The organism is Ruegeria sp. D3 (assembly GCF_056534465.1).
In genome coordinates, this window is the sequence record NZ_JBQFPK010000005.1 from 200,857 (window position 1) to 226,562 (window position 25,706).

Here is a 25,706-nt window from a genome sequence, read left to right on the forward strand (position 1 = left end):
ATATGAGAACGCTGTTGAAGTGGGTGCTGCGCATCACATTGATGCTGGTACTGGCCGCCGTGGTTGTTGGCTTCTGGAAACGCGAAGAAATTCAGCGACTTATGGCAGTGAATTCGCTATTCAGCGAAGACAAGATTGTCCATAACTTCTCGCATATGGAACAGGCGTTCCTGACGGTCGACCTGCCGCGCGGTGACGGCCCCACCTGGGACCTGCCCTATGGCACTGGCTTTGATCTACCCGAAGGCACCGATCAGTGGATCGAAGACCGGGCTGTGACGTCTCTTCTGGTGATGCAGGATGGTCAGATCCGGTTCGAGGAGTATTACCTGGGCACCACGCCGGAAGACCGCCGGATTTCCTGGTCGGTCGCCAAAAGCTACCTTTCGGCTCTGTTCGGTATCCTATTGGAGGAAGGCGCGATCACCTCAATGGATGATCAGGTGGTTCAATACGCCCCGCAACTGAAGGGTACGGCCTATGACGGCGCGACCCTGCGCAATGTGCTGAATATGGCCAGCGGCGTCACATTCAACGAGGATTATTTTGACCCCAAGTCAGACATCAACCGTATGGGGCGTGTCGTGGCGTTGGGTGGAAAGCTGGACGATTTTGCAGCCTCGCTGCAGGACAATTTCACCAAACCGGGTGAGACCTGGCAGTATGTCTCGATCGACACCCATGTGATTGGAATGGTGATCCGAGGCGCAACCGGGCGCAGCGTCACTGATTTGCTGACCGAAAAGATCATTCAGCCGCTGGGTCTGGAATACGACGGCTATTACGTGACTGACGGTGCCGGGGTTGCCTTTGTTCTAGGTGGCTTGAACTTCACAACTCGGGATTTTGCCCGGTTCGGTCAAATGATCCTGCAGAATGGGCAGCACAACGATCAGCAACTCGTACCTGCGGATTGGGTCGCCGAATCCGTCCTGCCCAGCGCTCCGACCGAGGCCGGGAAGATCGGTTATGGCTACCAATGGTGGATTCCGGTAGGTGCGCATGAGGGCGAGTTTCTCGCACGGGGCGTTTATGGTCAGTATATCTATTTCGACCAACCCCGCGGCGTTTTGATCGTGACGACTGGCGCGGATCGCAAGTTCCGCGACGATGGCGTAAACGAAGCCAATGTCGAAATGTTTCGCAGTATTGCGCAAAGCCTGTAGGGTGTCGCCATGCAAAAACAGGACAGCATCAACGTGCTGGGGGGCGTTTTGGCCCCCTGCTCCCAAGACCCTCTGACCGGGTTCTTTCGTGACGGGGCCTGCAATACGTGCCCCGAAGATCAGGGCAGCCATACGGTCTGCGCCGTGATGACGGCCGAGTTTTTGGCCTTTTCCAAGTATGTCGGCAACGACCTCAACACACCGCGCCCCGAGTTCAACTTTCCCGGTCTCAACCCCGGAGACAGTTGGTGCCTTTGCGCCAGCCGTTTTCTACAGGCCCATGACGAAGGGTGTGCGCCCAAAGTGCACCTTGAAGCAACCCATCAGCGCGCTTTGGACATCGTCTCTCTGGCGATTCTGACAGATCATTCCAACGCAGATTAAGCAGGTGGGCGGACAAAAAAAGGCGCGCTCAAGCAGGCGCGTCTTTTGTGGTTTTCGCAATCGGGTTTAGTCGGCGCTGCGGCCTTCTGTATCCGACATGTCAAAGTTCAGATACTTTGCTACGGTCTGCACGTCCTTATCGCCCCGCCCACACATGTTCATACAGATCAGATGATCCTTCGGAAGTTCGGGCGCAATTTTCATAACGTGAGCCAGAGCGTGGCTGGGCTCCAGCGCGGGGATGATGCCTTCGGTAGCGCAGCACAGCTGGAACGCCTCCAGCGCCTCTTTGTCGGTGATCGAGACATATTGCGCGCGGCCGATGTCGTGCAGCCAAGAATGCTCGGGCCCGATGCCCGGATAGTCCAGACCGGCAGAGATCGAGTAGCCCTCAAGAATCTGCCCATCATCATCCTGCAGCAGATAGGTGCGGTTGCCGTGTAACACACCGGGTCGCCCGCCGGTCAATGATGCGCAATGCTCCATCTTCTCGTTCACACCTTTGCCACCGGCCTCGACACCGATGATATTCACCGATTTGTCGTCAAGGAACGGGTAGAACAGGCCCATCGCGTTCGAACCACCACCGATGGCGGCAATGATAGTGTCGGGCAGACGGCCTTCGGCCTTCATCATCTGCTCTTTCGCTTCCTTGCCGATGATCGACTGGAAGTCGCGGACCATCGCCGGGTACGGGTGCGGCCCGGCCACGGTGCCGATGCAATAGAACGTGTCGCGCACATTGGTCACCCAGTCGCGCAGCGCATCGTTCATCGCGTCTTTCAGCGTGCCTCGGCCGGACGTGACCGGAATCACCTCGGCCCCCAGCAGGCGCATACGAAACACGTTGGGGGCCTGACGCTGCACATCATGGGCGCCCATGTAGACGATGCATTTCAGGCCGAACTTGGCGCAAACGGTGGCTGTGGCCACGCCGTGCTGCCCTGCGCCGGTCTCGGCGATGATCCGGGTCTTGCCCATACGGCGCGCCAGAATGATCTGCCCCAGCACGTTGTTGATCTTATGCGCACCGGTGTGGTTCAGCTCATCACGTTTCAGGTAAATCTTCGCGCCGCCCAAGTGTTCAGTCAGACGTTCCGCGTAATACAGCGGCGAGGGGCGGCCCACATAGTTCGCCCACAGATCATCCATCTCGGCCCAGAAAGTCGGATCGTCTTTGGCCTTCTCGTATTCCTCTTCCAGCGACAGGATCAGCGGCATCAGGGTCTCGCTGACAAACCGTCCGCCGAAGATGCCAAAACGGCCCTGCTCATCGGGACCGGACATGAAGGAATTGAAAAGATCGTTGGCCATGGCTGTCTCCGTCATCTTACCTGTCGTTCATAGGAGGTAGCGGCGGGATTTGCCATGGCAAAACGCACTCGCTCGATGCTTTGCCAGACGCGTCAACCGGTCGCGTTTGCCGCAGCGATAAAGGCCCGCATCAGATCGGCATCCTTGATACCCGGCGCGCTTTCCACACCCGAGGCAACGTCCACCTGACGTGCACCGGTCATCCGGATCGCTTCGGCCACGTTATCGGGGTTCAAGCCACCGGCCAGCATCCAAGGCTTGCGCCAGTATTTACGCCCAGCCAGCAAACGCCAATCAAAGGCCAACCCGTTTCCACCTGGCAAGACCGCGTTTTTAGGGGCCTTGGCATCAACCAGCAACTGGTCGGCAACATCACTGTAGGTGTCTATTGCTTGCAGGTCTTTGGCATCGGCCACGCCAACTACCTTTATGACGGGCAGACCGTAACGCGCTTTGACTTCTTGCACACGTTCTACGCTTTCCGACCCGTGTAGCTGCAACATGTCAAACGGGGCAGCTGCGGTAATCCTGTCCAGCAACATATCAGATACGTTCACCACCAAGGCCACTTTTGCCACACCGACAGGGACGTGATCCGTTAGTTGTGCGGCTTGCTCCGGCGAGACATAGCGCGGTGATTTCGGAAAGAAGTTGAACCCCAGATACCGCGCGCCTGCGTCCGCAGCGGCGCGCACGTGGTCAGCGGCGGTCAGGCCGCAAATTTTGACCGCTACATCGGACATGTTAGCTTAGCTGGCCTCGTCCAGAATGGCGAGGACCTCATCCTTGCCTTCGTTCTGCTTTTTCTTGAGCTTTTTGACTTCGCGTTCAAGTTTGCGAACTTCACCGGTTTTGGCCGACGCATCTGCACGGTGCTTATGCTCACGCAGCCATTCCCAGAGGAACCCGATAACCAGGCCCGCAACAACGCTGCCCAGAACCACAAGGAACAAGGGCAGAGAGGTGCTGATATTGAACCCAATCAGATCGGCAATCGCCTGAGGCATCAGTGTCAGCTCAACGGCTTCGCGGTTGGCCAGCGAAACCGAGATCAGAACGATCGCGAGGATCGCCAAAAAAGCATATCTAACGTAGCGCATCATGCCTTAGGCTTTACCGTTCAAACGGTCCCTTAGCAACTTGCCAGTCTTGAAAAACGGAACACTTTTTTCTTCGACCTGAACGGTCTCGCCAGTACGGGGGTTTCGGCCCACCCGCGCGTCGCGCTGTTTGACCGAAAACGCTCCAAAGCCACGCAGTTCAACCCGATCACCACGGGCCATGGCATCGGTCACTTCTTCGAACACAGTATTCACGATCCGCTCGACATCGCGTTGGTAAAGATGCGGGTTCTCGTCGGCGATTTTCTGAATCAGTTCTGAACGGATCATGTGCGTTACCCTCCCAGGCGACCGGATTACCATGTCTATTATTCTGAACAGTATAGGAAAAAACTTAGTTCGGGGGAACGTTGACTCTGTCTGCTGAGCCTTGATTCTGCCTCAAAGTCACGCGATTTTTTGCCCGTTCACGGGAATTGCCCCCCTAAAGCATGAACAGCAGGTGAATATAGCTCAAAATTCAGAACATATTGATTCGCAACAAAAACGGCCCCGCACTCTTGTACGGGGCCGTAAAACTGTTTGGACTGAGGTCCGGACTTAGTCGCCCGACTTCAGCGCTGCGCCCAGGATATCGCCCAGCGACGCGCCCGAGTCGGAAGAACCGTACTGTTCCACGGCCTCTTTCTCTTCGGCGATTTCGCGTGCTTTGATCGACAGGCCCAGACGGCGAGTCTTGCTGTCGACATTGGTGACGCGGACGTCGACCTTGTCGCCAGTGTTGAAACGCTCGGGGCGCTGCTCGGCACGGTCACGCGAAAGGTCCGAACGGCGGATGAAGGACTTCATGCCTTCGTATTCCACCTCGATACCACCATCTTCGATCGCGGTGACCTCAACGGTGATGACCGAACCACGCTTCACGCCGCCCACGGCTTCGGCGAACTTGTCACCGCCCAGGGCTTTGATCGACAGCGAGATACGCTCTTTCTCAACGTCAACTTCCGAGACAACGGCCGAAACCATGTCGCCTTTGCGGTAGTTCTGGATCGCATCTTCGCCACGCTCGTCCCAGGACAGGTCGGACAGGTGAACCATGCCGTCGATGTCGCCTTCGAGGCCAATGAACAGACCGAATTCGGTGATGTTCTTGACTTCGCCTTCGACCTCGGTGCCCTCGGGGTGTGTTTCTGCAAACACTTCCCACGGGTTGCGCTGAGTCTGCTTCAGGCCCAGAGACACGCGACGCTTGGCGCCGTCGATTTCCAGAACCATGACGTCGACTTCCTGGCTGGTCGAAACGATCTTGCCGGGGTGGACGTTTTTCTTGGTCCAGGACATCTCGGACACGTGCACCAGACCTTCGACACCGGCTTCCAGCTCGACGAACGCGCCGTAGTCGGTGATGTTGGTGACGCGACCCTGATGGACCGAGCCCAGCGGGTATTTCGCAGCAACCAGATCCCACGGATCTTCTTGCAGCTGCTTCATGCCAAGGCTGATGCGGTGGGTCTCTTTGTTGATCTTGATGACCTGAACCTTGATGGTTTCGCCGATCGTCAGGATCTCGGACGGGTGGTTCACACGGCGCCATGCCATGTCGGTGACGTGCAGCAGGCCGTCAACGCCGCCCAGGTCAACGAATGCACCGTATTCGGTGATGTTTTTGACAACACCCTCGACGGTCTGACCTTCGGACAGGTTGCCGATAACTTCGGCGCGCTGCTCGGCACGCGATTCTTCCAGGATTGCGCGGCGCGACACAACGATGTTGCCACGACGACGGTCCATTTTCAGAATCTGGAACGGCTGTTTCAGACCCATCAGCGGGCCAGCGTCGCGCACGGGGCGCACATCAACCTGCGAGCCGGGCAGGAACGCAACTGCGCCGCCCAGATCGACGGTGAAGCCACCTTTGACGCGACCAAAGATTGCACCTTCGACACGCTGGTCGTCGGCATATGCTTTTTCCAGACGGTCCCATGCCTCTTCGCGGCGGGCCATCTCACGCGAGATGACAGCTTCGCCACGGGCGTTTTCTGCGGCGCGCAGGTAAACTTCTACCTCATCACCAACAGCGATTTCAGGAGCTTCGCCGGGATTTGCGAATTCTTTCAGATCAACGCGGCCTTCCATTTTGTAGCCGACGTCGATGATGGCTTGGCCGGCTTCGATCGCCAGAACCTTACCTTTGACAACAGAACCCTCTTCGGGCGTGTCCATTTCGAAGCTTTCGTTCAGGAGGGCTTCGAATTCCTCCATGGATGTATCAGCCATGTGGCAGTGTTTTCCTTTACAAGTGTTTTTTCTGGCCGAGCGGTTGTCTCCGCCGGTCTTGTTTCATGGTGCCTTGCAAGCGTGATCCGGTGCGCATCTGACTACACAAACACAAAGGGCCGAGGTAACCCGGCCCTGCTCAGATACGTCATCCGGACGTTGACCGCCCGTGTTAAGACAGCGCGCGTATAGGCCGATTTCAGGCAATGCGCAAGAGCAAAGCCCTTAATTGCCAGCTTACGCGCATTCTTTGCCCGTCCAGACAACCGAGTCCCTTCTCAACATGGACTGCTCGATTGCATCAAGCCGGGACAAGGCCTCGGCGGCATTTGCCGATCCACCCGAACGATTCCAGATTTTCAGGGCCGAGGAAGGGCTCCAGGGCAAGCACGCTTCTGCCAGCCAGGCGCGTAATTCAGAGGGCAACGAGTCGTATGCCTGCATCGGGCACGTGCACCGCCGCCGGCGTTTCAGATTACTGCGCAGGTTACGGCCGCTTCGCCTGACCGTCCCACGCTTAAAATGTGTATCATCTTCAAAATGCACCGTTGGCCTCATCACAATTTGTGATGTTATTACATACCATATCGCGACCAACAAGTGTCCCCTTCAAAGAAAAGGGGCAGGATTTTGCCCTGCCCCCAAGTTTGGTCTGAACATTTTTTTGCACCGCGCAAGGTACTGCTAAAAGAGTTGCAAATCCTTTGCGCCGCTTTGAATTTCAGCAAAGTTCGGCATGTTCTGGACGGCCAAAGGCGCCGGTTTTACGCCTGGCATCGCCACTGTCGGCCTTGCCGGCTTACCGAAGGCCGGTTTTTCCAATTCACCGCGAATGTCGCGTAGCAATGTCTTATGATCTGGCATGGACTTAAGAATCTGAGCCAGATCCACCTTCGCACCCTTCCACCATTGGAACCAAATCGGTTTTTTCAACGGACGAACGCGGTCGCGAATACCAGTTCCATAGCCGGTGTCGTAGACCTGTTTGCCTAGTAACACTGTTTGGAAAACGCGATGGTCGAACAGAGTGGCAAACTCGACATCGTGCTGCATAGGCAAACGGTGCTGCCAAAGCTCAAGGTTCTCAGCCAACCGGTCAGGAATTTTCATCTCGGTCCGGGCGTCGATCCAATATTGATCATCCGTGCGGTTGCCCAGCCGGTAATGCAGACAAATGAATTCAAGCACCTCATCATAGAGCTTGTCCATCTGCCGGTTGTAGCGCGCGCGTAGTGACGGCTCGATATCACGCGTCGGCAGGTGTTCGGCAAACCAGCGGATCGCATGGTCGATCATGTGGATCGCAGTGCTCTCCAACGGTTCGATGAAACCGCCAGACAGGCCGATGGCGACGCAGTTCTTTACCCAGGCGTTTCGCACCCGCCCAACGCGCATCGGGATAACGCGCGGCGTCAGTCCCTTGCCGCTGTCGCCCAACCATTCAAGATACTCGTCCGCCGCCTGATCATCCGTGCGATGCGCCGAGGAATACACATAGCCGGTGCCCACTCGGTTAAACAAAGGCACGCGCCACGTCCAACCGGCCCCCAGGGCCGTGGACCGTGTTGCACTCTCGATCTTGTCCGGATCAGGATGTTCGATCTGCAATGCCATCGCCCGGTCATTTGGCAGATAGTCCGAGTAATCCATGAACGGCTCACCCAGAGCCTGATTGATGATTAACCCACGGAACCCGGTGCAATCCACAACCATCTCGATGTCATGGCGACCTTTACGCTCTAACATCAGGTGGCTGACATTGCCTTGTTCGTCCAATTCAACCGACTGGACCTCATCCTGAATGTGCTCGACACCGCGCTTGGTGCAGACCCTGGTCAGCATCCCTGCGAATTTCACCGCATCCAGATGATACGCATAGCCAAATCGCTGCTCGAATTCTGGTGCGCCCAGCGGTCGCGCGCCTTTGCAGAGACGGGCCAAATCGTCATGCGGAGCGATCGATTGCGTGAAATCCCGATCCCCATTGCCAAATCGCAAGTAATACTCGGCCGCTTCAAGCCCTTCCAGCATTTGGCCATGAGCAAATGGGTTCATATAATCGATACGGTTACCTTTGGCGTCCTTGTTCCAGTTGCAGAACTTCACACCCAGCTTGAAGGAAGCGTTGGTTTCGCGAAAGAAATCCCGTTCAGCTATTCCAGCCTGCCGGAGCGTCACCGGCATACGAGGAACCGTTGCTTCGCCCACACCAACAGTCGAGATATTCGGGCTTTCGATCAGACATATCCGCGGTCGATCTTTTGGCGCCGATGTCCGGGACAACACCATCTCAAGGATAAGTGCGGTCATCCACCCGGCTGTACCGCCACCCACAATGGTGATTTTGCGCAATCGATTGTTCATTCTGCTCTGCTCCCCCCTTTTTATTTTGGGGAACTATAACAGTTTTCCCGCACCGGGCCAGAGCCTATGACATAGGCGTTGAGCGCGCCAAAACGGCGTGTCAGACAAGCATCAGAACGCGCATAGTTGCGCCTGCCTCAGATCTCTTCGCCTTTCTTCAAAAGCTCATCAATCAATTCGCGCTGTAGGCCCTGACTGTCACCACCACCGAATTCAGCAGCACCGCCGGAATAGAGGGTGCCGTATGTCTTGGCGATGTTAACCGTTTGGGCCAGACCCGAGATCAGCTGGTCTTTTTCCAACGTGGACAACGGATGAATATAGGCCGCCCACAAGGTACCGTTGGCGATCGCATAACGCGCATCTAGCGTACTGTCGAAATTCGCCTGCATCATGCGCTGCAGGTCCGCGGGTGACAGATCAGCCGCGCTGCTAATCGACACCATGGCCCGCATCCGATCGGCGTTCACATCCGTGATGACCAGAACCGGAGTATCCCCGACCGTCAGCTGAAAACCAGGCCCCTGCGGCAGCGCCTCCGGGTCCAAAGCGAACAGAATTTTTCCTAGCCGCTCATAGGTCATGGGCGGTTCCAACTCAGGAGCGTCCTGCGCCTCTTGAGCGGCCAGACCTGTGGCCAGAACTATCAGAAAAAGGGCTAGTCGGATCATCGCATCGCTCCTGCAGGTTGCCCATTGAGCATATGTGGATCAAACGACACTGGCCAAACAAAGCTTGGTGAGGAGAACCTTCCAAACGATCCGAGTATCGGACGATCTGCAATGTTTTTAAGCCCATCAAACATAGTCCGTTCAACTCCTGACGCCTAGGTTTGTTTCAGCGGCGGGCAAACCGGCCGCGCCCAGCTTAAATGATGAAAGGAAACGCAATGAAATCCCTGGTTCTGACCACTCTGATCGCCACCCTGCCACTGATCGCCGCCCCGGCCTTTGCCGCAGATGAAATTAACGTCTCGAACGGTATCTCGGCGGCGGGCGCTCCGCTGGCCGCACATGGGGTCGATCTGGTGGCACTGGTCAATGACGGCAATCCGGTCGATGGTTTTGCCACCCATTCGGCCACCTATGACGGTGCCTCCTACTATTTCACCACCGCCGAGAACCTTGCCGCGTTCGAGGCCAACCCTGCCGCCTATCTGCCGCAGCATGGTGGGTTCTGCTCATTCGGGGTGTCGGTTGGCAAGAAATTCGACGGTGACCCAGATCAGTATCTGGTCGCAGACGGCAAACTGTACCTTTTCCTGAACGCCGAAACCCGTGCCGCGTTTTTGAAAGACGTGCCTGGCACGGCAAAAACCGCTGATGGCCAATGGTCGAAGATCAAAAGCGTCGCAGTCGGCGAGCTTTAACCCACCTCCAAGCGAAAGCTCGCGGCGTTACGGCGTCGCGGGCTTTTTCTGTTCGATTAGCTCGATGGCCTGCGCCAAAGCGTCCTCGATGCTCAGATGCGATGTGTCCAACTGCACCGCATCTTCGGCCGGTTTCATCGGGGCCGTGCTGCGTTCTGCATCCCGCGCATCGCGTTCGCGCACATCGGCCAAAACCTGATCGCGGGTGACGTCCGCGCCCTTGGCACTCAGCTCAAGGTAACGCCGCTCGGCCCGGACCTCGGCGCTGGCGGTTACGAACAACTTCGCCTCGGCATTGGGGCAAATGACAGTGCCAATATCGCGCCCGTCCAGAACTGCACCCCCGACCCGCCGCGCAAAGGCGCGCTGGAAATCGACCAGAGCCGCGCGGACCTCGGGGATCACCGCCACTTTCGAGGCCGCCTGCGCGATCTCGGCCGTACGCAGGTCACCCTGTTGCAATTCTTCGGCTGTCAGGGCCTGCGCCGCTGCGATCGGGTCCATCCCCTCAAGCGTGCGCCGCCCCACCGCGCGGTAGAGCAACCCGGTATCCAGATGGGCAAAGCCGAAATGCGCCGCGACGGCCTTAGAGATCGTGCCCTTCCCTGCAGCCGCTGGCCCGTCTATGGCAACCGTGAAACTCACGCGCGTTCGACCTTGGCGCCCAGCGTCGCCATCAGCGGTTCAAAGATCGGGAACGAGGTCGCAATCGGTCCGCCATCATCAACCGACACAGGCGTTTTCGCTCCCATTCCCATCACCATGAACGACATGGCGATGCGGTGATCCAAAAAGCTCTCGCAGGTACCGCCGCCGGGAACATTTCCGATGCCCAGACCGTCAACCGACCACCATTCTTCACCCTCTTCCACGGTCACACCATTGGCGCGCAACCCGCGGGCCATTGCGTCGATCCGGTCGCTTTCCTTGACGCGCAGCTCTTTCACGCCGCCCATCATCGTGGTGCCGGTGGCATTGGCCGCAACCACGGACAGCACCGGGTATTCGTCAATCATCGAGGCCGCTCGTTCCGGCGGCACGTTGATGCCCTTCATGTTAGGCGAGTATTTCGCCCGCAGATCGGCAACGGGCTCGCCGCCATCTTCGCGTTCGTTTTCATAAGTCAGGTCCGCGCCCATCTCGCGCAGCGTGGTAAACAGCCCCGCGCGGGTCGGGTTCAGGCCAATGCCCGGCACCAACACATCCGAACCGGGCGTGATCAGCGCTGCGCAAACCGGAAACGCCGCGCTGGACGGGTCGCGCGGAACGGCAATAACCTGGGGCTTCAACTCGGGGCGACCGGTCAGGGTGATCACCCGGCCCTCATCTGTATCCTCAACGGTGATCTCTGCGCCGAACCCGGCCAGCATCCGTTCCGAATGGTCGCGAGTGGCCTCTTTTTCAACGACAACAGTTTTGCCCGGTGCGTTCAGACCTGCCAGCAGCACAGCAGATTTCACCTGCGCTGACGGCACCGGCACCTCATAGCGTACCGGAACGGGTTCGGCCGCGCCCACGATGGTCATCGGTAAACGCCCACCCGAGCGACCAACCGATTGCGCCCCAAACAGCGCCAGCGGGTCCGTCACCCGCGCCATGGGACGCTTGTTCAGGCTGGCATCCCCAGTAAACGTGGCTGAGATCGGGCAGGTAGCCATCGCACCCATGATCAGCCGCACACCCGTGCCAGAATTGCCGCAATCAATCACCTGATCCGGCTCGGCAAAGCCACCGACGCCGACGCCATGCACGGTCCATTCCCCTCCGCCGTGATCCGTGACCTCGGCACCAAAGGCGCGCATGGCCTTGGCAGTGTCCAGAACATCCTCACCTTCCAGCAGGCCGGAAATCTTCGTCTCACCCACCGCCATCGCGCCCAAAATCAGCGACCTGTGCGAGATCGACTTGTCGCCGGGCACCTCTGCCGTTCCGGTCAGCGGACCGCAGGGATATGAGGTCATCGGGATGGGCGTGCCGTGTCCGGACATGGGGGCTCCTGTTTTCGCTATCAGTGCCTTAGCCGCTTAGCGAATTGGGGCCGGTTGGTCCAGCGGCAATCAGCCTGTGCGGAGGAAGGTCAGGTAATGCGGCGTGCGCCCTTCGCGCAGAGCCTTCTGTTCGTAACGGGTGGAAATCCAATCATCCCATGGTTCGCGCCAGTCAGCCGGGCGCTCGGCCAGCCACTCGAACCCGGCGCGTGGCACTTCCTCAAGCGTTTGGCGAACATAGTCGGGAATATCAGTCGCGACCCGAAAGATCGAACCCGGTTTCAGCGCCCGCGCCAGCGGTTGCAGATGTTCCTGTGTCACAAAGCGGCGACGATGGTGCCGCGTCTTGGGCCACGGATCGGGATAGAGCAGGAATGCACGCGAGATGCTGGCCTCGGGCAAAACATCGAACAGGTCGCGCGCATCGCCAGGATGCACAGCGAGGTTCTCGACCCCAGCCTGCCGGATCTTGCCCAGCAACATGGCGACGCCGTTGATGTAGGGTTCGGCCCCGATGATGCCGATATCGGGGTTGTTCGCCGCCTGATGCACCAGATGCTCACCGCCGCCAAAGCCAACCTCAAGCCAGACATCCCGCCCGCCAAACAGCGCCTGCAGGTCCAGCGGCGCGCGTTCGGGGTTACTCTCCCAATCGACCGCACCGGGGGACAGCGCATCGAGGTCTTCGCTCAGATACGTCTTTTGACTGGGCTTCAGGGTTTTGCCCTTGAAGCGGCCATAAAAGTTCCTGCGGGGGCGTTGGGGTGTCTCGGTGCTCATGGCCGTGCCCATACTGCGCAGACACCACAGACGCAAGAGGCGGCCGGTCCACTCAACAGACCCGCCGCCCCCAAAAAGCACCAGAAAAGAGCGCGCCCGTCAGGGCGCACTTTTGAATACCGATCAGACCGCCGCTTTCAGCGCGTCCACAAGGTCGGTGCGTTCCCAGCTGAAACCGCCATCCGCATCGGGTTCACGGCCAAAGTGACCATAAGCTGCAGTGCGCTGGTAGATCGGCTTGTTCATCTGCAGATGTTCACGAATACCGCGCGGTGTCAGGTCCATCGCCTGTCCAACGGCCTTTTCGATTTCGGCGTCGAAAACCTGACCTGTGCCATAGGTCTCGGCATAGATCGAAAGCGGCTTGGAAACACCAATCGCATAGCTCAGCTGAATGGTGCAGCGTTCCGCCATGCCAGCAGCGACTACGTTCTTGGCCAGATAGCGCGCCGCATAGGCCGCTGAACGGTCCACCTTGGTCGGGTCTTTGCCCGAGAACGCGCCGCCTCCATGAGGTGCGGCACCGCCATAGGTGTCGACGATGATTTTACGGCCGGTCAGGCCCGCATCCCCGTCGGGGCCGCCAATCACGAATTTGCCGGTTGGGTTCACGTGCCACTCGGTCTCGGCCGAAAGCCAGCCCTCGGGCAGGGTTTCGCGGATATAAGGCTCGACAATTGCGCGGATATCATCCGAAGACAGCGCTGCATCCAAATGCTGGGTCGACAACACGATCGAGCTGACCCCCACAGGCTTGCCATCGCGGTACACGACCGACAGTTGCGATTTCGCGTCGGGGCCCAGCGCGGGCTCGGTGCCGTTTTTACGGACCTCGGCCAGACGGCGCAGGATCGCGTGGGAATACTGAATCGGAGCCGGCATCAGCGCAGACGTTTCGGTCGTGGCATAGCCGAACATGATCCCCTGGTCGCCCGCGCCTTCGTCCTTGTCGCCCGAGGCATCAACGCCCTGTGCGATATGGGCAGATTGCTCGTGCAGCAGGTTTGTCACCTCGACGGTTTCGTGGTGGAACTTGTCCTGCTCGTAGCCAATATCCTTGATACAGGCGCGCGCGATCTCGTCGATGCGACCCATGTAATCGTGAAGTTTGTCTTGATCCGACAAGCCGACTTCGCCACCAATAACAACCCGGTTGGTCGTGGCAAAAGTTTCACACGCCACGCGCGCTTCAGGTTCTTCGTTCAGAAATGCGTCAAGTACCGCATCCGAAATCCGGTCACAGACCTTGTCGGGGTGCCCTTCGGATACGGACTCCGAAGTGAAAGTATAGTTCTGTCGGGACATAAAAGTGCTCCATTAAGATTTCCCCATCACGCCAGGAAGCCGTTGTGACGGGCACATGGGGGATACGCTCAGAGTTTGAAAGCGTCAATCAGTAATTGCAATCACGTCCGTCGGGCAGGTCGCCACAGTGCGATCGTGGCGAAAAACAGTGCAAGGAAAAGAGGATAGTCGCCAAGCCTGGAATAAAGGGTCGCTGCCAAAGGCGCAGGAAGCTCGGCGTCTATGAAACCCGCGTTGCCCAGCGCCAAAGACTGCGTCACCTGACCCAGCGGGTCGATCATGGCGGACACACCAGTATTAGCGGCACGCATCATAGGAAGACCCTGTTCAACAGCGCGCATCTGCGCCTGCGCAAGGTGCTGATATGGTCCCGAACGGGTTCCAAACCAGGCATCATTTGTGATCTGAAGCAAAAAATCAGCCCGCGCCGGAGCCGATAGAACATCTTGCGTAAAGACGGCCTCATAACAAATCAATGGCAGTGCTTTGCCCAGCTTGCCCGCCTCGAACAGTTCGGCCCCTGGTCCCGCACTGAATCCATGTCCCGTTGTAGTCGCCATCCCGTAAACCCCGAAACGCGCCATTAAATCACCAAAAGGAACATATTCGCCAAACGGGGCAAGGTGATGTTTGTCATACAACGCGTCTTGCTGGCCATTTTCGCCCAGATAGACCAATGAGTTGTAGATCCGAGGCCCCTCGCCTCTTTGTATCCCAAAGACAACTGGCACACCCTTGGCTACATCCGCGATTGCATCCAGATAGGGTTGTGCGCTACCCAACCAAGCCGGGACAGAGGTTTCAGGCCAAACAATCATATCCGGTCGGGGCTGCGCTGCTGAAAACTCCAACTGTCGTGCAAAGAAAAGCGGGGCGTAGTCAGGGTCCCATTTCTGGTGTTGCGGCGCATTGGGCTGCACAATCCGGACAACATGACCGGTATAGGTCACTGCAGGCACAGACAACGCACTAACCACCACCAGCCCGATAGCACCAACAGACAACGTGGCTGCCACCCCGATCCTTGAGCGCTGCGCCAACGCCGCCCCGAGAGGTAACGTTGCCAACAACGTCACGGTGCCCAACCCATAAGGGCCGATCAACGCCAGAACATGGACCACCGGAGTGTCAACCCATACTTGCGCCAATCCAGCCCATGGAAATCCCGTCAGAACATACCCCCGCGCCCCCTCGGCAAGCGAAACCGCCAAAGCAAGCAAAACAGCCTGACCAAGTGCAGACGCGCCCGGACGGCGCACCACCCAAAAAGCGCAGGCCCAGAATAGCGCGAGCCCTCCGGCCATAAAAATCAGCGCAAATGGCGCCATCCAGGCGTGACGCTCGGCATCGACCAGAAAGGGCTCGACAATCCAGCTGAGAGAATGCGCAAAATACCCGGTGGCAAATGCCCAGCCGATCCAGGCCGCGCGTGACCGAGAAGGCGCAGTAACGAACAACGGCCCAAGACCAAGCAGCGCGGCCACAGTTGCAAACCAATAACCGAATGGCGCTAGCCCAAACGCCGCAACGGCGCCCAGAAACGCTGCCAAACCAAAAGTCACCCAGAATGGCCACCTCGCGGCAGGGTTCATACAACGAGATCCGGCAACATGACCCGCAGTCTTTTAATCCGGCGCGGATCGGCATCTATGACTTCGAACTCGGGCCCCTCGGGATGCAAGACAACTTCGCCACGGGCAGGAACGCGCCCCGAGAGCATGAAGACAAGCCCGCCCAGGGTATCGATTTCCTCTTCGTCGACGTCCTCATGGCTGGTCAAGGAACGTCCGATCTCGGCCTCGAAATCCTCGAGCGGTACGCGGGCCTGAACGATATAGCAACCCGGCTTTTCCTGCAGCCAAAGCTGGCTTTCATCGGCGTCATGCTCATCCGCAATTTCGCCTACAACCTGTTCGATCAAATCCTCGATCGTTACCAAACCGTCGACGCCCCCATATTCGTCGATCACCAACGCCATGTGTCTGCGCTCGGTCTGCATTTTTGTCATCAGAACGCCGATTGGCATCGAGGGTGGCACGAACAGCAAAGTGCGTAGCATCGAGACTAGGTCGAATGTGGATGAGGTTCCGTTAAACCCATGGGTCAGCGCGAAATCCTTGAGATGCACAAACCCTAAAGGCGTATCCAGAGTGCCGTCATAGACCGGGATACGTGACAGGCCGCTTTCGCGAAACACCTGCGCAAGTTCGTCCTTGGTTATGGTTGATGGGACCGACACTATTTCTGCTGTCGGGATCGCAACATCCTCGACTCGCATTCTGCGCAGATTGATCATGCCACGTGGTTGCGTTTTGTCGGTTTCATGCCCATTGGCGCCCGAAACCTGCTCATCATCTTGCGACGAGAATGCATCCACTATTCGAGAGAAAAACCCAGCTTTCTCTTTGGTGTTTTCTGTGCCTTCCTTTGGTTGCGCGCTTTGCGCTGCCATAGAACTGCCGTCTGTATCGCCCATTATCCCATTCCAAATGATCGGCCAAAATGGCCCGTATTAAACAGTATATGGGTCATCAATACCCAATTTGCCAAGTATCTCGACTTCGACCCCCTCCATCAAAGTGGCGTCCGGGTCACGGATGTGATCATATCCCAACAAATGCAACATTCCATGAATGATCAGATGTGTGACATGATCATCCATGGCTTTTCCTGCCTCAGCCGCTTCACGCGCACAGGTGTCAAATGAGATCGCGATATCGCCCAAAGCCGTCTCTCCGGTAAAATCCGGGGTCGGAGATAGCGGCGGCTGACCTGCAATGTCCGCGGCCAAATCTTCGGCAGGCCAACTCAGTACATTAGTCGCAGAGGGTTTTTCCCGGAATTCAGCGTTCAGATCCGCGATACGGACATCGTCGCAGGCCAACAGACTGATTTCACAATCTTCTTGAAGGTGGAAATGGTCCATAACCGCCTGAATGGCGCGGCGTGCCAAGGGCTCCAGCCCCTGCCAGCGGGTGTCTTCCACCGTCAGTTCAAGGTTCATGTCTGTCGTCCAAAGCCCCCGGCATCGTAGCCTGAAACCTCTCAGGTTTCACGGCCCGCGTCGGCCTCATACGCCTCGATGATCGCGGCGACAAGCGGATGGCGCACGACGTCTTTTGAAGTGAAATAGTTGAAGCTGATATTCGGGATCGTCTTAAGCAACCGTTCCGCATCGGCCAGACCTGACTGAACCCCGCGCGGCAAATCCACCTGCGAGCGGTCACCGGTGATCACCATTCGGCTACCCTCGCCCAAGCGCGTCAGGAACATCTTCATCTGCATAGTCGTGGCATTCTGTGCCTCGTCCAAGACAACAAACGCATTTGCCAAAGTTCGACCGCGCATAAAGGCCAGGGGCGCAATTTCGATTCGCTTTTCCTCGATCAGCTTGGCCAACTGTTTACCCGGAAGGAAATCGTTCAACGCATCGTACAGCGGTTGCATATAAGGATCGACCTTGTCCTTCATGTCACCCGGCAGATAACCCAGTTTTTCACCGGCTTCGACCGCAGGGCGGCTTAGGATGATACGGTCCACATGTCCGCCGATAAACATCGACACACCAACAGCGACAGCCAGATAGGTTTTGCCCGTACCCGCTGGCCCGATGCCAAAGGCCAGTTCATTGTTGAACAGCGACTGGACATAGGCCTTTTGGGCATCTGTGCGCGGTTCGACCAATTTTTTTCTGGTTTTGATCTCGACCGTTCCGCCCTTGAACATCTCGAGCTGATCACCTTCGCGACTTCCCGTTCCCTTCTCGGACCCGCCCATGCGCAATTCGCGATCCACGTCGGCGGCTTCGACATCCTTGCCGGTTTCCAGCCTTGTATAAAGCGCCTGCAACACTTCGATCGCTTGTTTCTGGGCGTCTTCGTCGCCCATGACCACAAGCTGGTTGCCACGGCGCACAATCTGCACCGAGAGTTTTTGTTCGATGTCGGTCAGATTACGGTCATATTCGCCGCACAAATCAATCAACAACCGGTTGTCGGGAAATTCAACAAACGCCTCACGCTGGGGCATTTCATCTTGCGGTGGGGTAAGGGCACCGATGGCCAATCCGTTCTCCTGTCTTGGCGTTTCTCCCCGAGCGTGACAACAATTGCCGGTGGGCGCAAGCCACAGATTCAAATTTTCGCAAACGAATGACAAAACCGCCGATTGCACTCGAGTATCTCGAACCAACTTCAGGCCCAAAGGCCACCAGACTTAAGGAGGTCAGAAGGTGTAGTTCAAGCCAAACCGAAGACTGCGATATTCAGGCGTTGAACGGGTCGAAAACCCGTTGCCGAACTCGACATCCTTGCCCTCAAACTGAACATATTCGTATTCACCAGTGATCGACCAATCGTCGTTCAGGCTGTGCTCAGCTCCGATACTGACAGAAAAACCATTCCTGCTGTCGGATTCCTGGAAGGATTGGGCTGTCGAACCAAACGTAAGGCTGTTCGTCGTTTCGACATCTCCGCGAACATAACCAGCAGACACAAAATACAAAATACTGCCGCTTTTGTTCGTTAGGCCACTGCGAAACCGTACCGAAAGTATATCAGACACCTCGGAGCCGCCGGTAACAGACACGCCATTGACCGAGGTGGTGACTTCATCATCTATCGAGCCGAACTCGTACCCAATTTCTAGCCCATATATGTAATCGCGCCCACTTCGCGCAGGCAGCACTCCGCGCCAACCGGCGCGAACACCGCCGAATGACCCCTTCAGATCCAAGTCTCCAACGGGAAATGTGGCCCCGGGCGTTGCCAACCCAAACTCATCTGTTCCTCCGATAGAATACCCACCGGTAACGCCCAGGTAAAACGCACTTATGTCGCCGTTAGAACGCGTGGGGTTGACAACTGGCGGATCAGTGAGACCAGGTTCTGAATTCCCGGCCAAAGCGCAGGACCCGAAGACAATGGAGGTAAGCAGCCCCCAGAACAGACGCAAACCAGAGCTTTTCAGAACGGTCAATTCAAACACTCGCACTCTCCGACATATCGACACACTGATCTGCCTAGAGGACTAGAACTCCTGATACGTATGGAACCCTAGACCCCTAAAAAATCTAGCATTTCTCCGAGCATAGATCGAAGTCATAAATCAAGTGTTAATTTTCGGTTCAGAATCAGGCGTTGGTGTTTTCACCACAGTTTCAGCTAGGTTCAGAGCAGCTCGCCCGCAAGCGAATTTGCCCCCGACGCGGTGATGCGCACGTCGCGCAACTCACCCACCTCGACATTGGCGCCCGAGACGTGAACCGAATGAAGATACTCGGATTTTCCGACCATTTGGCCAGGCAGGCGCCCCGGCTTTTCGAACAGAACACGGACATTCCGGCCTACCATGGCATCCTGAATTTCGCGCTGATGGCGGGTGATCACAGCTTGCAAACGTTGTAGGCGGTCATCCGCCGCCTCAGGATCAACCTGAGACCGCTCGGCCGCCGGCGTTCCCGGTCGCGTCGAATACTTGAACGAATACGCGTACCCGTATCTGACCTGCTCCACCAGATCCAACGTGGCCTGAAAGTCCTCTTCTGTCTCCTCGGGGAAGCCCACGATGAAGTCGCCCGACATCATGATATCGGGCCGTGCTTCACGGATGCGTTCGATCAGGCGCAGATAGCTGTCAGCCGTGTGGCTGCGATTCATCCGTTTCAGAATCCGGTCCGAGCCCGACTGAACCGGCAGGTGCAAATAAGGCATCAGCTTGTCGCAGGTTCCGTGCGCTTCGATCAAGTCATCGGCCATGTCGTTGGGGTGCGACGTGGTGAATCGGATACGTTCCAGCCCGTCAACCTTGTTCAACTCCCAGATCAGCCCGGCCAGCGTCATGTCACCGTTCGGGCCAGCCCCGTGATAGGCGTTGACGTTCTGACCCAGCAAAGTGATTTCGCGCACGCCGCGTTCGACCAGATCCTGCGCCTCGCGGATGATGCGATCCGCCGGGCGGCTGACTTCGGCTCCGCGGGTATAGGGCACAACACAGAAGGCACAGAATTTGTCGCAACCTTCCTGAACGGTCAAAAACGCCGTGGGACCGCGCTTGGCTTTGGGTCGGTTCTTGAGCTTTTCGAACTTGTCTTCTTCCGGGAAATCGGTGTCCAGCGCCTTGGCACCCTCGCGGGTCTTGGCTTCCATCTCGGGCAGACGGTGATAGCTTTGCGGCCCCACCACCAGATCGACTAAAGGCTGACGGCGCATGATCTCTTCGCCCTCGGCCTGCGCAACACAGCCCGCCACCCCGATCTTAAGATCAGGCTTTTCCGCCTTCAGACCTTTGAAGCGACCCAACTCGGAATAGACCTTTTCAGCCGCCTTTTCACGAATGTGGCAGGTGTTCAACAAGATCATATCAGCGTCATCGGGTCTTTTTGTCTCTACATATCCCTGACCGCCGAGCGTTTCGGCCATACGTTCGCTGTCATAGACGTTCATCTGGCAACCATAGGTCTTGATGTACAGCTTTTTAGGTTCCGACATGGGTAGGGCCTTTTGCGTTCGCGGGATCGGCGTCATCTATACCTTACGAACGCCGCTTGCAATGCCCGCGCGATTACCCGATTTTGACCCAAAACACCAGCAAGACGAGCGCGAACAGGCCATGCAGTACGACTCTGTAAACTCTTTCCTGCAATCCGGCCCGGATGCGCTGAAAAAGGGGCCGATTGCCCTGATCTTTGCCGAGGACGATGTCGAACTCGAAAGTACAATACGCCATCACCTGAAACTTGGGTTTACCAATCTGATCGCCTTCATGCCCGCAGAATTCACACTGCCAGAGGAATTGACAAAACGTATTCACCGGGTTGCGTTGACCTGCGCACCGCGGACCGTCGTTTTCGACACGATTAACAAGGTGATTGAAGCCGCTCCATCCACTTGGATGTATTACTGCTACAACGCCGAATACTTGTTCTTCCCCTTCTGCGAGACCCGCACCATCGGCGAGATGCTAGCCTTTCACACCGAAGAACGCCGCGATGCGATGTTGACCCATGTGGTCGATCTGTATGCCGATAACCTTACGGCTTTCCCCAACGGAGTGGCTCCGGATCGTGCTATGCTGGACCGCATTGGATACTATGCCCACACTCGCCACACTCCTGACGGTCAGCCGCTAGAGCGCCAGCTGGACATGTCCGGTGGTTTGCGCTGGAGGTTCGAAGACCACATCCCCTATGAACGCCGCCGCATCGACAGGATTGGCATGTTCAAGCCCCGCAAAAATCTGCGCCTGTTGCCCGATCACACCTTTAACGAACCAGAATATAACACGTACTCTTGCCCTTGGCACCACAACCTGACCGCAGCGATCTGCTCATTCCGTGCGGCTAAAGCACTGAAATCAAACGCCGGGTCGACCTTCGACATCCCAAGCTTCAAGTGGCGGAACTCGGTCGCGTTCGAATGGAATTCGACCCAATTGCTGGATTTGGGCCTGATCGAACCCGGTCAGTGGTTCTGATCCAACCTTCATCTGGCCAAAAATATCCCTGGAGAGGTGCGGCCCCGCCGCGCCGGGGGCAGAGCCCCCTATCGTGGCCACACCATCGGAAACCAATCCTCACGCAGACGCTGCCCGGGCACCATGTCATGGCCCGGAAACGGGGGAGAGGTTCGACCGGGTCGCTCTACATAGCGCGCGTCGTCGCCCACCAGACGCAGTGAAAACGCACGACGGCGGCTGTCAGAGTGATTCCCGCGCGCGCCGTGCAGCGTGCGATAGTTGAACGCTACCGCGTCACCTGGCTGCATCTCGAACTCGACCACGCGCATCCCTTCAGCATCCGGGTCAGGGACAGGAATGTACTGACCTTCATCGGGAAAGAATCCTTCTTCGGACACCCAGCGAGTCGGTAGAACCTCTTTCTCCCACTGGTGCGATCCGGCCACGCAGCGCAAGGTCGCTTTTGTCACCGGATCAAGCGGCGACCAGAAACTGATCGTCTGCTGACCTTCAACAAAATAATACGGCCCATCCTGATGCCACGGCGTTGCCATTGAGGTGCCCGGTTCCTTCACCAGAACGTGGTCGTGAAACATCTGAATAGTTTGTGACTGCATCAGATCGGCGGCAACCTCAGCTGCCGGAGAGTTGTGGATCACATCTTGAAACTGGTCGACCCTCGTCCAATTGCAATAATCGTCAAAAAACAGTCCGGTCTCGCCCTGTTTCTTATTGTCCGAAGCGTATGGGCCAGGCTCAGCCATGTTCGCCGCAACCCCATCGCGCAAGGTGTCCACATAATCGGCAAACAGTCTCCGGATCAGAACAACACCGTCGCGCTGATAGGTGTCGATCATGTCTTGCGTCACAAGGGGATGGGTCATGTCAGTCTCCGTGCCGATTGCGTTGTGATCTGTGCATGGCATTGATCTCTGTTCAAGTCATATCTTTTGAAGCTAAATATAAAGTCATGTTATACCTTTCACTTAGACAATACGAATATGTCTGCGCCATTGGACGATACGGCGGCCTGTCCGCAGCAGCCCAACATCTGAATGTTTCGCAACCGGCTTTGTCCAACGCGCTAACACGGGTCGAAGACCAGCTGGGGTACCCGCTATTCACACGAAAGCGCGGTGCTGCGATGACCCTGACCCCGCAAGGGCGCTCATTCATCGAACAGGCCGAGGCATTGCTGTCGCGCGCCGCGAAACTGGAAAACGCAACCTCCACGGGGCCAGCAGCGGCTCGTTTGCGATTGGGATGTTTCGACGATCTTGCCCCCTTCCTGCTCGCCCGCGCCTTGCGCCTGTTGCGAGAGGGCCTTCCAGATGTCCATGTGACTTACCGGGTAGATAATTTCCAAGGTTTAATCTCAGGCTTAGTTCAGGGTGACATCGACTTTGCGATTACCTATGGGCTGACGCTGGATGCCGGGTTCACGACCAAGTCGCTCTGCATCACATGCCCGAACGCGGTGATGTCTCCGGATCATCCGCTTGCAAAGCACAGGCATCTCTCGTTGAAGGAAATCGCGGCGTATCCCTTGATCCTGTCGGACGAAGGACTTTCTGCCCAACATTTTCTGACTTTGTTTCGCAAAGCTGGGCAGACACCCAATGTCGCACACCGCGCTGCATCACTTGAAATCCAACGCAGCCTGGCCGCAAACAATGAAGGAGTCGCTATGACCTATGCGAATATCCCCGCTGCAGTTAGCTACGATGGGATGCCACTGGTTAGTCGACCTGTCACCGATGATTTCGCAGCCGAGCCCGTCGTGCTCGCACGGCATGGAACAGGTCCAATGGACACCCTCTTGGACAGAGCGCAAGATATCCTGTCGGAATTAACGACGTAAGGTTACTTCTTTCGCAACCGGATCACGACATCGACCGAAGCGATCTCGACCCCTTCGGGTGCTTCGGGCAGGCGCTGGATCACAAGCTGTTCGGATGGTGCATCGCTCAGGCGCCCTTCATCCTCCCAGAAAAAATGCGGGTGATCATGCGTGTTGGTGTCGAAATAGCTTTTCGACCCGTCGACGGTGATTTCCTGCAGAACGCCCGCGTCGCAGAATGCCCGCAGAGTGTTGTATACAGTCGCTAAAGACACGGCATCGCCGTTCTTTTTAGCTGATTCAAACAGACTTTCCGCCGTCACATGACGGTGCTTTCCGTCCCCGACCAAAAGCTCGGCCAGGGCCACACGCTGACGCGTCGGGCGCAATCCGGCGTGAACCAACCAATTAGTGGCTATGCTCTGGCTTTCTGGTGTCATGAATCCGATACCGATTTGTTGCTTGTGTATATATAAGTGCTGAGGCCTAGGAATTTCAAATGAAATTCATTCGCAAGAACAGACGGAACTGGTCATGATGTATGTCACCGCTCTTGCAGGACCTTGCATACGGGTGCTAGACGAGGCCAGATTAGATAAACGGACCCCTGGCAGGAGAGGCGGCAAGAATGGCCCAATTCCCGAGCAGCTTTGACAAGGATGATCTGCTGAAATGCGCCCGTGGCGAATTATTCGGCCCCGGTAACGCGCAGTTGCCCGCCCCGCCGATGCTGATGATGGACCGGATTACCGATATCTCAGCCGATGGTGGAGCCCATGGCAAAGGTCATGTTTTGGCGGAATTCGACATTACTCCGGACCTGTGGTTCTTTGACTGCCACTTCCCCGGCAACCCGATTATGCCCGGTTGTCTGGGGCTTGATGGCCTGTGGCAGCTGACCGGCTTTAACTTGGGCTGGCGCGGCTGGCAGGGGCGTGGCATGGCTGTTGGCGTGGGCGAGGTCAAGCTGACCGGCATGGTCCGCCCCGACCGCAAGATGCTGACTTACAAAATTGATTTCAAAAAAGCGATCCAGACGCGCCGCCTGACCATGGGTGTGGCGGATGGTATCGTCGAAGCGGACGGTGAAATGATTTACGACGTCAAGGACATGAAAGTCGTCCTGTCCGAAGCCTGAGCCTGATCGGCCCGAAATAAGGAGCACGCATATGCGTCGAGTAGTTGTCACCGGTTTGGGGATTGTCTCCTCCATCGGGAACAATGCCCAAGAGGTTCTGGCCTCACTTAAAGCTGGCAAATCCGGCATTGAGGCCAACGACCAGATGGTCGAACACGGTTTCCGCAGCCAGATTGCAGGGTCGCTGAAGATCGACGTGACCGAGTATGTGGACAAGCGCACCTTGCGTTTCATGGGTCCCGGCGCGGCTTATGCCCATATCGCGATGAGCCAGGCGATCGCAGATTCCGGTCTGACCGAAGATCAGGTGGTGAACCCGCGCACAGGTCTGGTGGCCGGCTCGGGTGGCCCCTCGACCAGTGCGATGCTGACTGCGCACCAAACCGTACTGAAGAATGGCGCGACCAAGCGGATCGGGCCGTTTGCGGTGCCGAAATGCATGTGCTCAACGATTTCGGCCAACCTTGCGACCGCGTTCAAGATCAAGGGCATTAACTACTCGATCACCTCGGCTTGCTCGACCTCACTGCATTGCATCGGCAACGCGGCGGAACAGATCATGCTGGGCAAGCAGGACGTGATGTTTGCAGGCGGCGGCGAAGAGCTGGACTGGACGCTGTCCTGCCTGTTTGACGCGATGGGCGCGATGTCTTCGAAATACAATGACACGCCGGACAAAGCCTCGCGCGCCTTTGATCAGAATCGCGACGGGTTCGTGATTTCCGGCGGCGGCGGCATCGTCGTGCTGGAAGACCTTGATCACGCATTGGCGCGCGGTGCCAAGATCTATGCCGAAGTGACCGGCTACGCAGCCACCTCGGACGGGCATGACATGGTGGCCCCTTCGGGTGAAGGCGGCGAACGCGCGATGCGTCTGGCCCTGTCGACGCTGCCCGAAGGCCGCAAGGTTGGATACATCAACGCCCACGGGACCTCGACCCCGGTCGGCGATGTGGGCGAGGTTGAAGCCGTGCGCCGCATCTTTGGTGAAGGCAACGTGCCGCCGATTTCCTCGACCAAGTCGATGACCGGCCACGCGCAAGGCGCTGCGGGCGCATTGGAGGCGATCTTCTGCCTGCTGATGCTGGACAATGATTTCATTACACCGTCGATCAATGTCGAAACGCTCGCCGAAGGCATCCAGCCCGGTGAAATTGCAACGCAAGTCGTTGAAAATGCGGGACTCGACTCGGTGATGACCAACAGCTTCGGCTTTGGCGGCACCAACGGATCCATGGTTCTTTCAAAGTATAACGGGTGAATGT

The 25,706-nt window shown here is 57.2% G+C and carries 27 protein-coding genes and 1 riboswitch; of the genes, 7 read left to right on the forward strand and 20 right to left on the reverse strand.

Annotated elements, in window-relative coordinates; translation table 11 throughout:
- The first annotated feature begins 2 nt into the window (after window positions 1-2).
- Window positions 3-1,166 carry a serine hydrolase domain-containing protein gene (locus ACR0DX_RS09780; RefSeq protein WP_170354866.1) on the forward strand — a complete coding sequence of 388 codons (1,164 nt, stop codon included), beginning with the start codon at window positions 3-5 and terminating at the stop codon, window positions 1,164-1,166.
- A gap of 9 nt (window positions 1,167-1,175) precedes the next feature.
- Entirely contained in the window at window positions 1,176-1,550 is a 375-nt protein-coding gene (locus tag ACR0DX_RS09785) for a DUF2237 domain-containing protein (protein ID WP_170354865.1), read from the forward strand.
- Between the two features lie 66 nt (window positions 1,551-1,616).
- Here the strand turns inward: ACR0DX_RS09785 and trpB are convergent, their stop codons facing one another.
- The 8 genes from trpB to ACR0DX_RS09825 all read right to left on the reverse strand — a co-directional run bounded on the left by trpB (window position 1,617) and on the right by ACR0DX_RS09825 (window position 9,237).
- Window positions 1,617-2,864, reverse strand: coding sequence for a tryptophan synthase subunit beta (trpB, locus tag ACR0DX_RS09790; protein ID WP_170354864.1), 1,248 nt, complete (start codon window positions 2,862-2,864; stop codon window positions 1,617-1,619).
- Window positions 2,865-2,956: 92 nt separating this feature from the next.
- Complete coding sequence (locus ACR0DX_RS09795; protein WP_480845970.1) at window positions 2,957-3,607, reverse strand: phosphoribosylanthranilate isomerase; 651 nt, start codon at window positions 3,605-3,607, stop codon at window positions 2,957-2,959.
- Between the two features lie 6 nt (window positions 3,608-3,613).
- Window positions 3,614-3,964 (reverse strand): lipopolysaccharide assembly protein LapA domain-containing protein, encoded by a 351-nt coding sequence (locus ACR0DX_RS09800; RefSeq protein WP_170355059.1) that lies wholly within the window; start codon window positions 3,962-3,964, stop codon window positions 3,614-3,616.
- A 6-nt stretch (window positions 3,965-3,970) separates the two neighbouring features.
- On the reverse strand, window positions 3,971-4,255 hold the full coding sequence (ihfB, locus tag ACR0DX_RS09805; protein ID WP_170354862.1) for an integration host factor subunit beta: 285 nt from the start codon (window positions 4,253-4,255) through the stop codon (window positions 3,971-3,973).
- 270 nt (window positions 4,256-4,525) lie between these two features.
- Complete coding sequence (gene rpsA, locus ACR0DX_RS09810) at window positions 4,526-6,202, reverse strand: 30S ribosomal protein S1 (RefSeq protein WP_170354861.1); 1,677 nt, start codon at window positions 6,200-6,202, stop codon at window positions 4,526-4,528.
- A 237-nt stretch (window positions 6,203-6,439) separates the two neighbouring features.
- Complete coding sequence (locus ACR0DX_RS09815) at window positions 6,440-6,748, reverse strand: DUF6525 family protein (protein WP_480845973.1); 309 nt, start codon at window positions 6,746-6,748, stop codon at window positions 6,440-6,442.
- Window positions 6,749-6,886: 138 nt separating this feature from the next.
- A complete protein-coding gene (locus ACR0DX_RS09820; RefSeq protein WP_170354859.1) occupies window positions 6,887-8,566 on the reverse strand; it encodes a tryptophan halogenase family protein in 1,680 nt (559 codons plus the stop codon).
- Between the two features lie 137 nt (window positions 8,567-8,703).
- Window positions 8,704-9,237, reverse strand: a complete 534-nt coding sequence (locus tag ACR0DX_RS09825) for a hypothetical protein (RefSeq protein ID WP_170354858.1) — start codon at window positions 9,235-9,237, stop codon at window positions 8,704-8,706.
- Window positions 9,238-9,455: 218 nt separating this feature from the next.
- Here ACR0DX_RS09825 and ACR0DX_RS09830 point away from each other — a divergent pair, with 218 nt between their 5' ends.
- Window positions 9,456-9,935 (forward strand): YHS domain-containing (seleno)protein, encoded by a 480-nt coding sequence (locus tag ACR0DX_RS09830; protein WP_170354857.1) that lies wholly within the window; start codon window positions 9,456-9,458, stop codon window positions 9,933-9,935.
- Between the two features lie 27 nt (window positions 9,936-9,962).
- Here the strand turns inward: ACR0DX_RS09830 and cmk are convergent, their stop codons facing one another.
- The 10 genes from cmk to miaB form a co-directional block, all read right to left on the reverse strand.
- Entirely contained in the window at window positions 9,963-10,580 is a 618-nt protein-coding gene (gene cmk, locus ACR0DX_RS09835) for a (d)CMP kinase (protein ID WP_170354856.1), read from the reverse strand.
- Window positions 10,577-11,923, reverse strand: coding sequence for a 3-phosphoshikimate 1-carboxyvinyltransferase (gene aroA, locus ACR0DX_RS09840; RefSeq protein ID WP_170354855.1), 1,347 nt, complete (start codon window positions 11,921-11,923; stop codon window positions 10,577-10,579). The genes cmk and aroA overlap by 4 nt, the downstream gene beginning before the upstream one ends.
- Window positions 11,924-11,992: 69 nt before the next feature.
- A complete protein-coding gene (trmB, locus tag ACR0DX_RS09845; RefSeq protein WP_170354854.1) occupies window positions 11,993-12,703 on the reverse strand; it encodes a tRNA (guanine(46)-N(7))-methyltransferase TrmB in 711 nt (236 codons plus the stop codon).
- Window positions 12,704-12,826: 123 nt separating this feature from the next.
- On the reverse strand, window positions 12,827-14,008 hold the full coding sequence (gene metK / locus ACR0DX_RS09850; RefSeq protein ID WP_170354853.1) for a methionine adenosyltransferase: 1,182 nt from the start codon (window positions 14,006-14,008) through the stop codon (window positions 12,827-12,829).
- A 5-nt stretch (window positions 14,009-14,013) separates the two neighbouring features.
- Window positions 14,014-14,062: riboswitch (SAM-SAH riboswitch) on the reverse strand.
- A gap of 47 nt (window positions 14,063-14,109) precedes the next feature.
- Window positions 14,110-15,570, reverse strand: coding sequence for an apolipoprotein N-acyltransferase (lnt, locus tag ACR0DX_RS09855; protein ID WP_480845978.1), 1,461 nt, complete (start codon window positions 15,568-15,570; stop codon window positions 14,110-14,112).
- 26 nt (window positions 15,571-15,596) lie between these two features.
- Window positions 15,597-16,484, reverse strand: coding sequence for a hemolysin family protein (locus ACR0DX_RS09860; RefSeq protein ID WP_170354851.1), 888 nt, complete (start codon window positions 16,482-16,484; stop codon window positions 15,597-15,599).
- Window positions 16,485-16,520: 36 nt separating this feature from the next.
- Window positions 16,521-17,012, reverse strand: a complete 492-nt coding sequence (ybeY, locus tag ACR0DX_RS09865) for an rRNA maturation RNase YbeY (RefSeq protein ID WP_170354850.1) — start codon at window positions 17,010-17,012, stop codon at window positions 16,521-16,523.
- A 41-nt stretch (window positions 17,013-17,053) separates the two neighbouring features.
- On the reverse strand, window positions 17,054-18,073 hold the full coding sequence (locus tag ACR0DX_RS09870) for a PhoH family protein (RefSeq protein ID WP_170354849.1): 1,020 nt from the start codon (window positions 18,071-18,073) through the stop codon (window positions 17,054-17,056).
- Between the two features lie 159 nt (window positions 18,074-18,232).
- Window positions 18,233-18,994 (reverse strand): outer membrane beta-barrel protein, encoded by a 762-nt coding sequence (locus ACR0DX_RS09875; protein ID WP_170354848.1) that lies wholly within the window; start codon window positions 18,992-18,994, stop codon window positions 18,233-18,235.
- A 182-nt stretch (window positions 18,995-19,176) separates the two neighbouring features.
- Entirely contained in the window at window positions 19,177-20,496 is a 1,320-nt protein-coding gene (gene miaB, locus ACR0DX_RS09880; protein ID WP_170355057.1) for a tRNA (N6-isopentenyl adenosine(37)-C2)-methylthiotransferase MiaB, read from the reverse strand.
- Window positions 20,497-20,557: 61 nt separating this feature from the next.
- On the opposite strand from miaB, the gene ACR0DX_RS09885 reads away from it, so the two are divergent.
- Window positions 20,558-21,481: a glycosyltransferase family protein gene (locus ACR0DX_RS09885; protein ID WP_480845982.1), complete on the forward strand. Its 924-nt coding sequence runs from the start codon at window positions 20,558-20,560 to the stop codon at window positions 21,479-21,481.
- Window positions 21,482-21,549: 68 nt separating this feature from the next.
- On the opposite strand, the gene ACR0DX_RS09890 is transcribed toward ACR0DX_RS09885, so the two are convergent.
- Complete coding sequence (locus ACR0DX_RS09890) at window positions 21,550-22,347, reverse strand: phytanoyl-CoA dioxygenase family protein (protein ID WP_170354847.1); 798 nt, start codon at window positions 22,345-22,347, stop codon at window positions 21,550-21,552.
- An 86-nt stretch (window positions 22,348-22,433) separates the two neighbouring features.
- Here ACR0DX_RS09890 and ACR0DX_RS09895 point away from each other — a divergent pair, with 86 nt between their 5' ends.
- Window positions 22,434-23,324 (forward strand): LysR family transcriptional regulator, encoded by an 891-nt coding sequence (locus ACR0DX_RS09895; RefSeq protein ID WP_170354846.1) that lies wholly within the window; start codon window positions 22,434-22,436, stop codon window positions 23,322-23,324.
- 2 nt (window positions 23,325-23,326) lie between these two features.
- Here the strand turns inward: ACR0DX_RS09895 and irrA are convergent, their stop codons facing one another.
- Window positions 23,327-23,743, reverse strand: a complete 417-nt coding sequence (irrA, locus tag ACR0DX_RS09900) for an iron response transcriptional regulator IrrA (RefSeq protein WP_170354845.1) — start codon at window positions 23,741-23,743, stop codon at window positions 23,327-23,329.
- A 188-nt stretch (window positions 23,744-23,931) separates the two neighbouring features.
- On the opposite strand from irrA, the gene fabA reads away from it, so the two are divergent.
- Together fabA and fabB are read left to right on the forward strand one after the other, a co-directional pair.
- On the forward strand, window positions 23,932-24,441 hold the full coding sequence (gene fabA, locus ACR0DX_RS09905) for a bifunctional 3-hydroxydecanoyl-ACP dehydratase/trans-2-decenoyl-ACP isomerase (RefSeq protein ID WP_170326986.1): 510 nt from the start codon (window positions 23,932-23,934) through the stop codon (window positions 24,439-24,441).
- A 31-nt stretch (window positions 24,442-24,472) separates the two neighbouring features.
- Complete coding sequence (fabB, locus tag ACR0DX_RS09910; RefSeq protein ID WP_170354844.1) at window positions 24,473-25,702, forward strand: beta-ketoacyl-ACP synthase I; 1,230 nt, start codon at window positions 24,473-24,475, stop codon at window positions 25,700-25,702.
- Window positions 25,703-25,706: the final 4 nt, after the last annotated feature.

Bases quoted from the DNA above. Each gene is read 5' to 3' on its own strand.
- aroA (WP_170354855.1), bottom strand. From the start codon at position 11,923: ATGTCCGGACACGGCACGCCCATCCCGATGACCTCATATCCCTGCGGT.
- ACR0DX_RS09885 (WP_480845982.1), top strand. From the start codon at position 20,558: ATGCCCGCGCGATTACCCGATTTTGACCCAAAACACCAGCAAGACGAG.
- ACR0DX_RS09860 (WP_170354851.1), bottom strand. From the start codon at position 16,484: ATGGGCGATACAGACGGCAGTTCTATGGCAGCGCAAAGCGCGCAACCA.
- irrA (WP_170354845.1), bottom strand. From the start codon at position 23,743: ATGACACCAGAAAGCCAGAGCATAGCCACTAATTGGTTGGTTCACGCC.
- fabA (WP_170326986.1), top strand. From the start codon at position 23,932: ATGGCCCAATTCCCGAGCAGCTTTGACAAGGATGATCTGCTGAAATGC.
- ACR0DX_RS09895 (WP_170354846.1), top strand. From the start codon at position 22,434: ATGTTATACCTTTCACTTAGACAATACGAATATGTCTGCGCCATTGGA.
- ACR0DX_RS09890 (WP_170354847.1), bottom strand. From the start codon at position 22,347: ATGACCCATCCCCTTGTGACGCAAGACATGATCGACACCTATCAGCGC.
- ybeY (WP_170354850.1), bottom strand. From the start codon at position 17,012: ATGAACCTTGAACTGACGGTGGAAGACACCCGCTGGCAGGGGCTGGAG.
- ACR0DX_RS09780 (WP_170354866.1), top strand. From the start codon at position 3: ATGAGAACGCTGTTGAAGTGGGTGCTGCGCATCACATTGATGCTGGTA.
- ACR0DX_RS09825 (WP_170354858.1), bottom strand. From the start codon at position 9,237: ATGATCCGACTAGCCCTTTTTCTGATAGTTCTGGCCACAGGTCTGGCC.
- ACR0DX_RS09820 (WP_170354859.1), bottom strand. From the start codon at position 8,566: ATGAACAATCGATTGCGCAAAATCACCATTGTGGGTGGCGGTACAGCC.
- metK (WP_170354853.1), bottom strand. From the start codon at position 14,008: ATGTCCCGACAGAACTATACTTTCACTTCGGAGTCCGTATCCGAAGGG.
- fabB (WP_170354844.1), top strand. From the start codon at position 24,473: ATGCGTCGAGTAGTTGTCACCGGTTTGGGGATTGTCTCCTCCATCGGG.
- ihfB (WP_170354862.1), bottom strand. From the start codon at position 4,255: ATGATCCGTTCAGAACTGATTCAGAAAATCGCCGACGAGAACCCGCAT.
- rpsA (WP_170354861.1), bottom strand. From the start codon at position 6,202: ATGGCTGATACATCCATGGAGGAATTCGAAGCCCTCCTGAACGAAAGC.
- miaB (WP_170355057.1), bottom strand. From the start codon at position 20,496: ATGTCGGAACCTAAAAAGCTGTACATCAAGACCTATGGTTGCCAGATG.
- trpB (WP_170354864.1), bottom strand. From the start codon at position 2,864: ATGGCCAACGATCTTTTCAATTCCTTCATGTCCGGTCCCGATGAGCAG.
- ACR0DX_RS09785 (WP_170354865.1), top strand. From the start codon at position 1,176: ATGCAAAAACAGGACAGCATCAACGTGCTGGGGGGCGTTTTGGCCCCC.
- ACR0DX_RS09830 (WP_170354857.1), top strand. From the start codon at position 9,456: ATGAAATCCCTGGTTCTGACCACTCTGATCGCCACCCTGCCACTGATC.
- ACR0DX_RS09800 (WP_170355059.1), bottom strand. From the start codon at position 3,964: ATGCGCTACGTTAGATATGCTTTTTTGGCGATCCTCGCGATCGTTCTG.
- ACR0DX_RS09795 (WP_480845970.1), bottom strand. From the start codon at position 3,607: ATGTCCGATGTAGCGGTCAAAATTTGCGGCCTGACCGCCGCTGACCAC.
- trmB (WP_170354854.1), bottom strand. From the start codon at position 12,703: ATGAGCACCGAGACACCCCAACGCCCCCGCAGGAACTTTTATGGCCGC.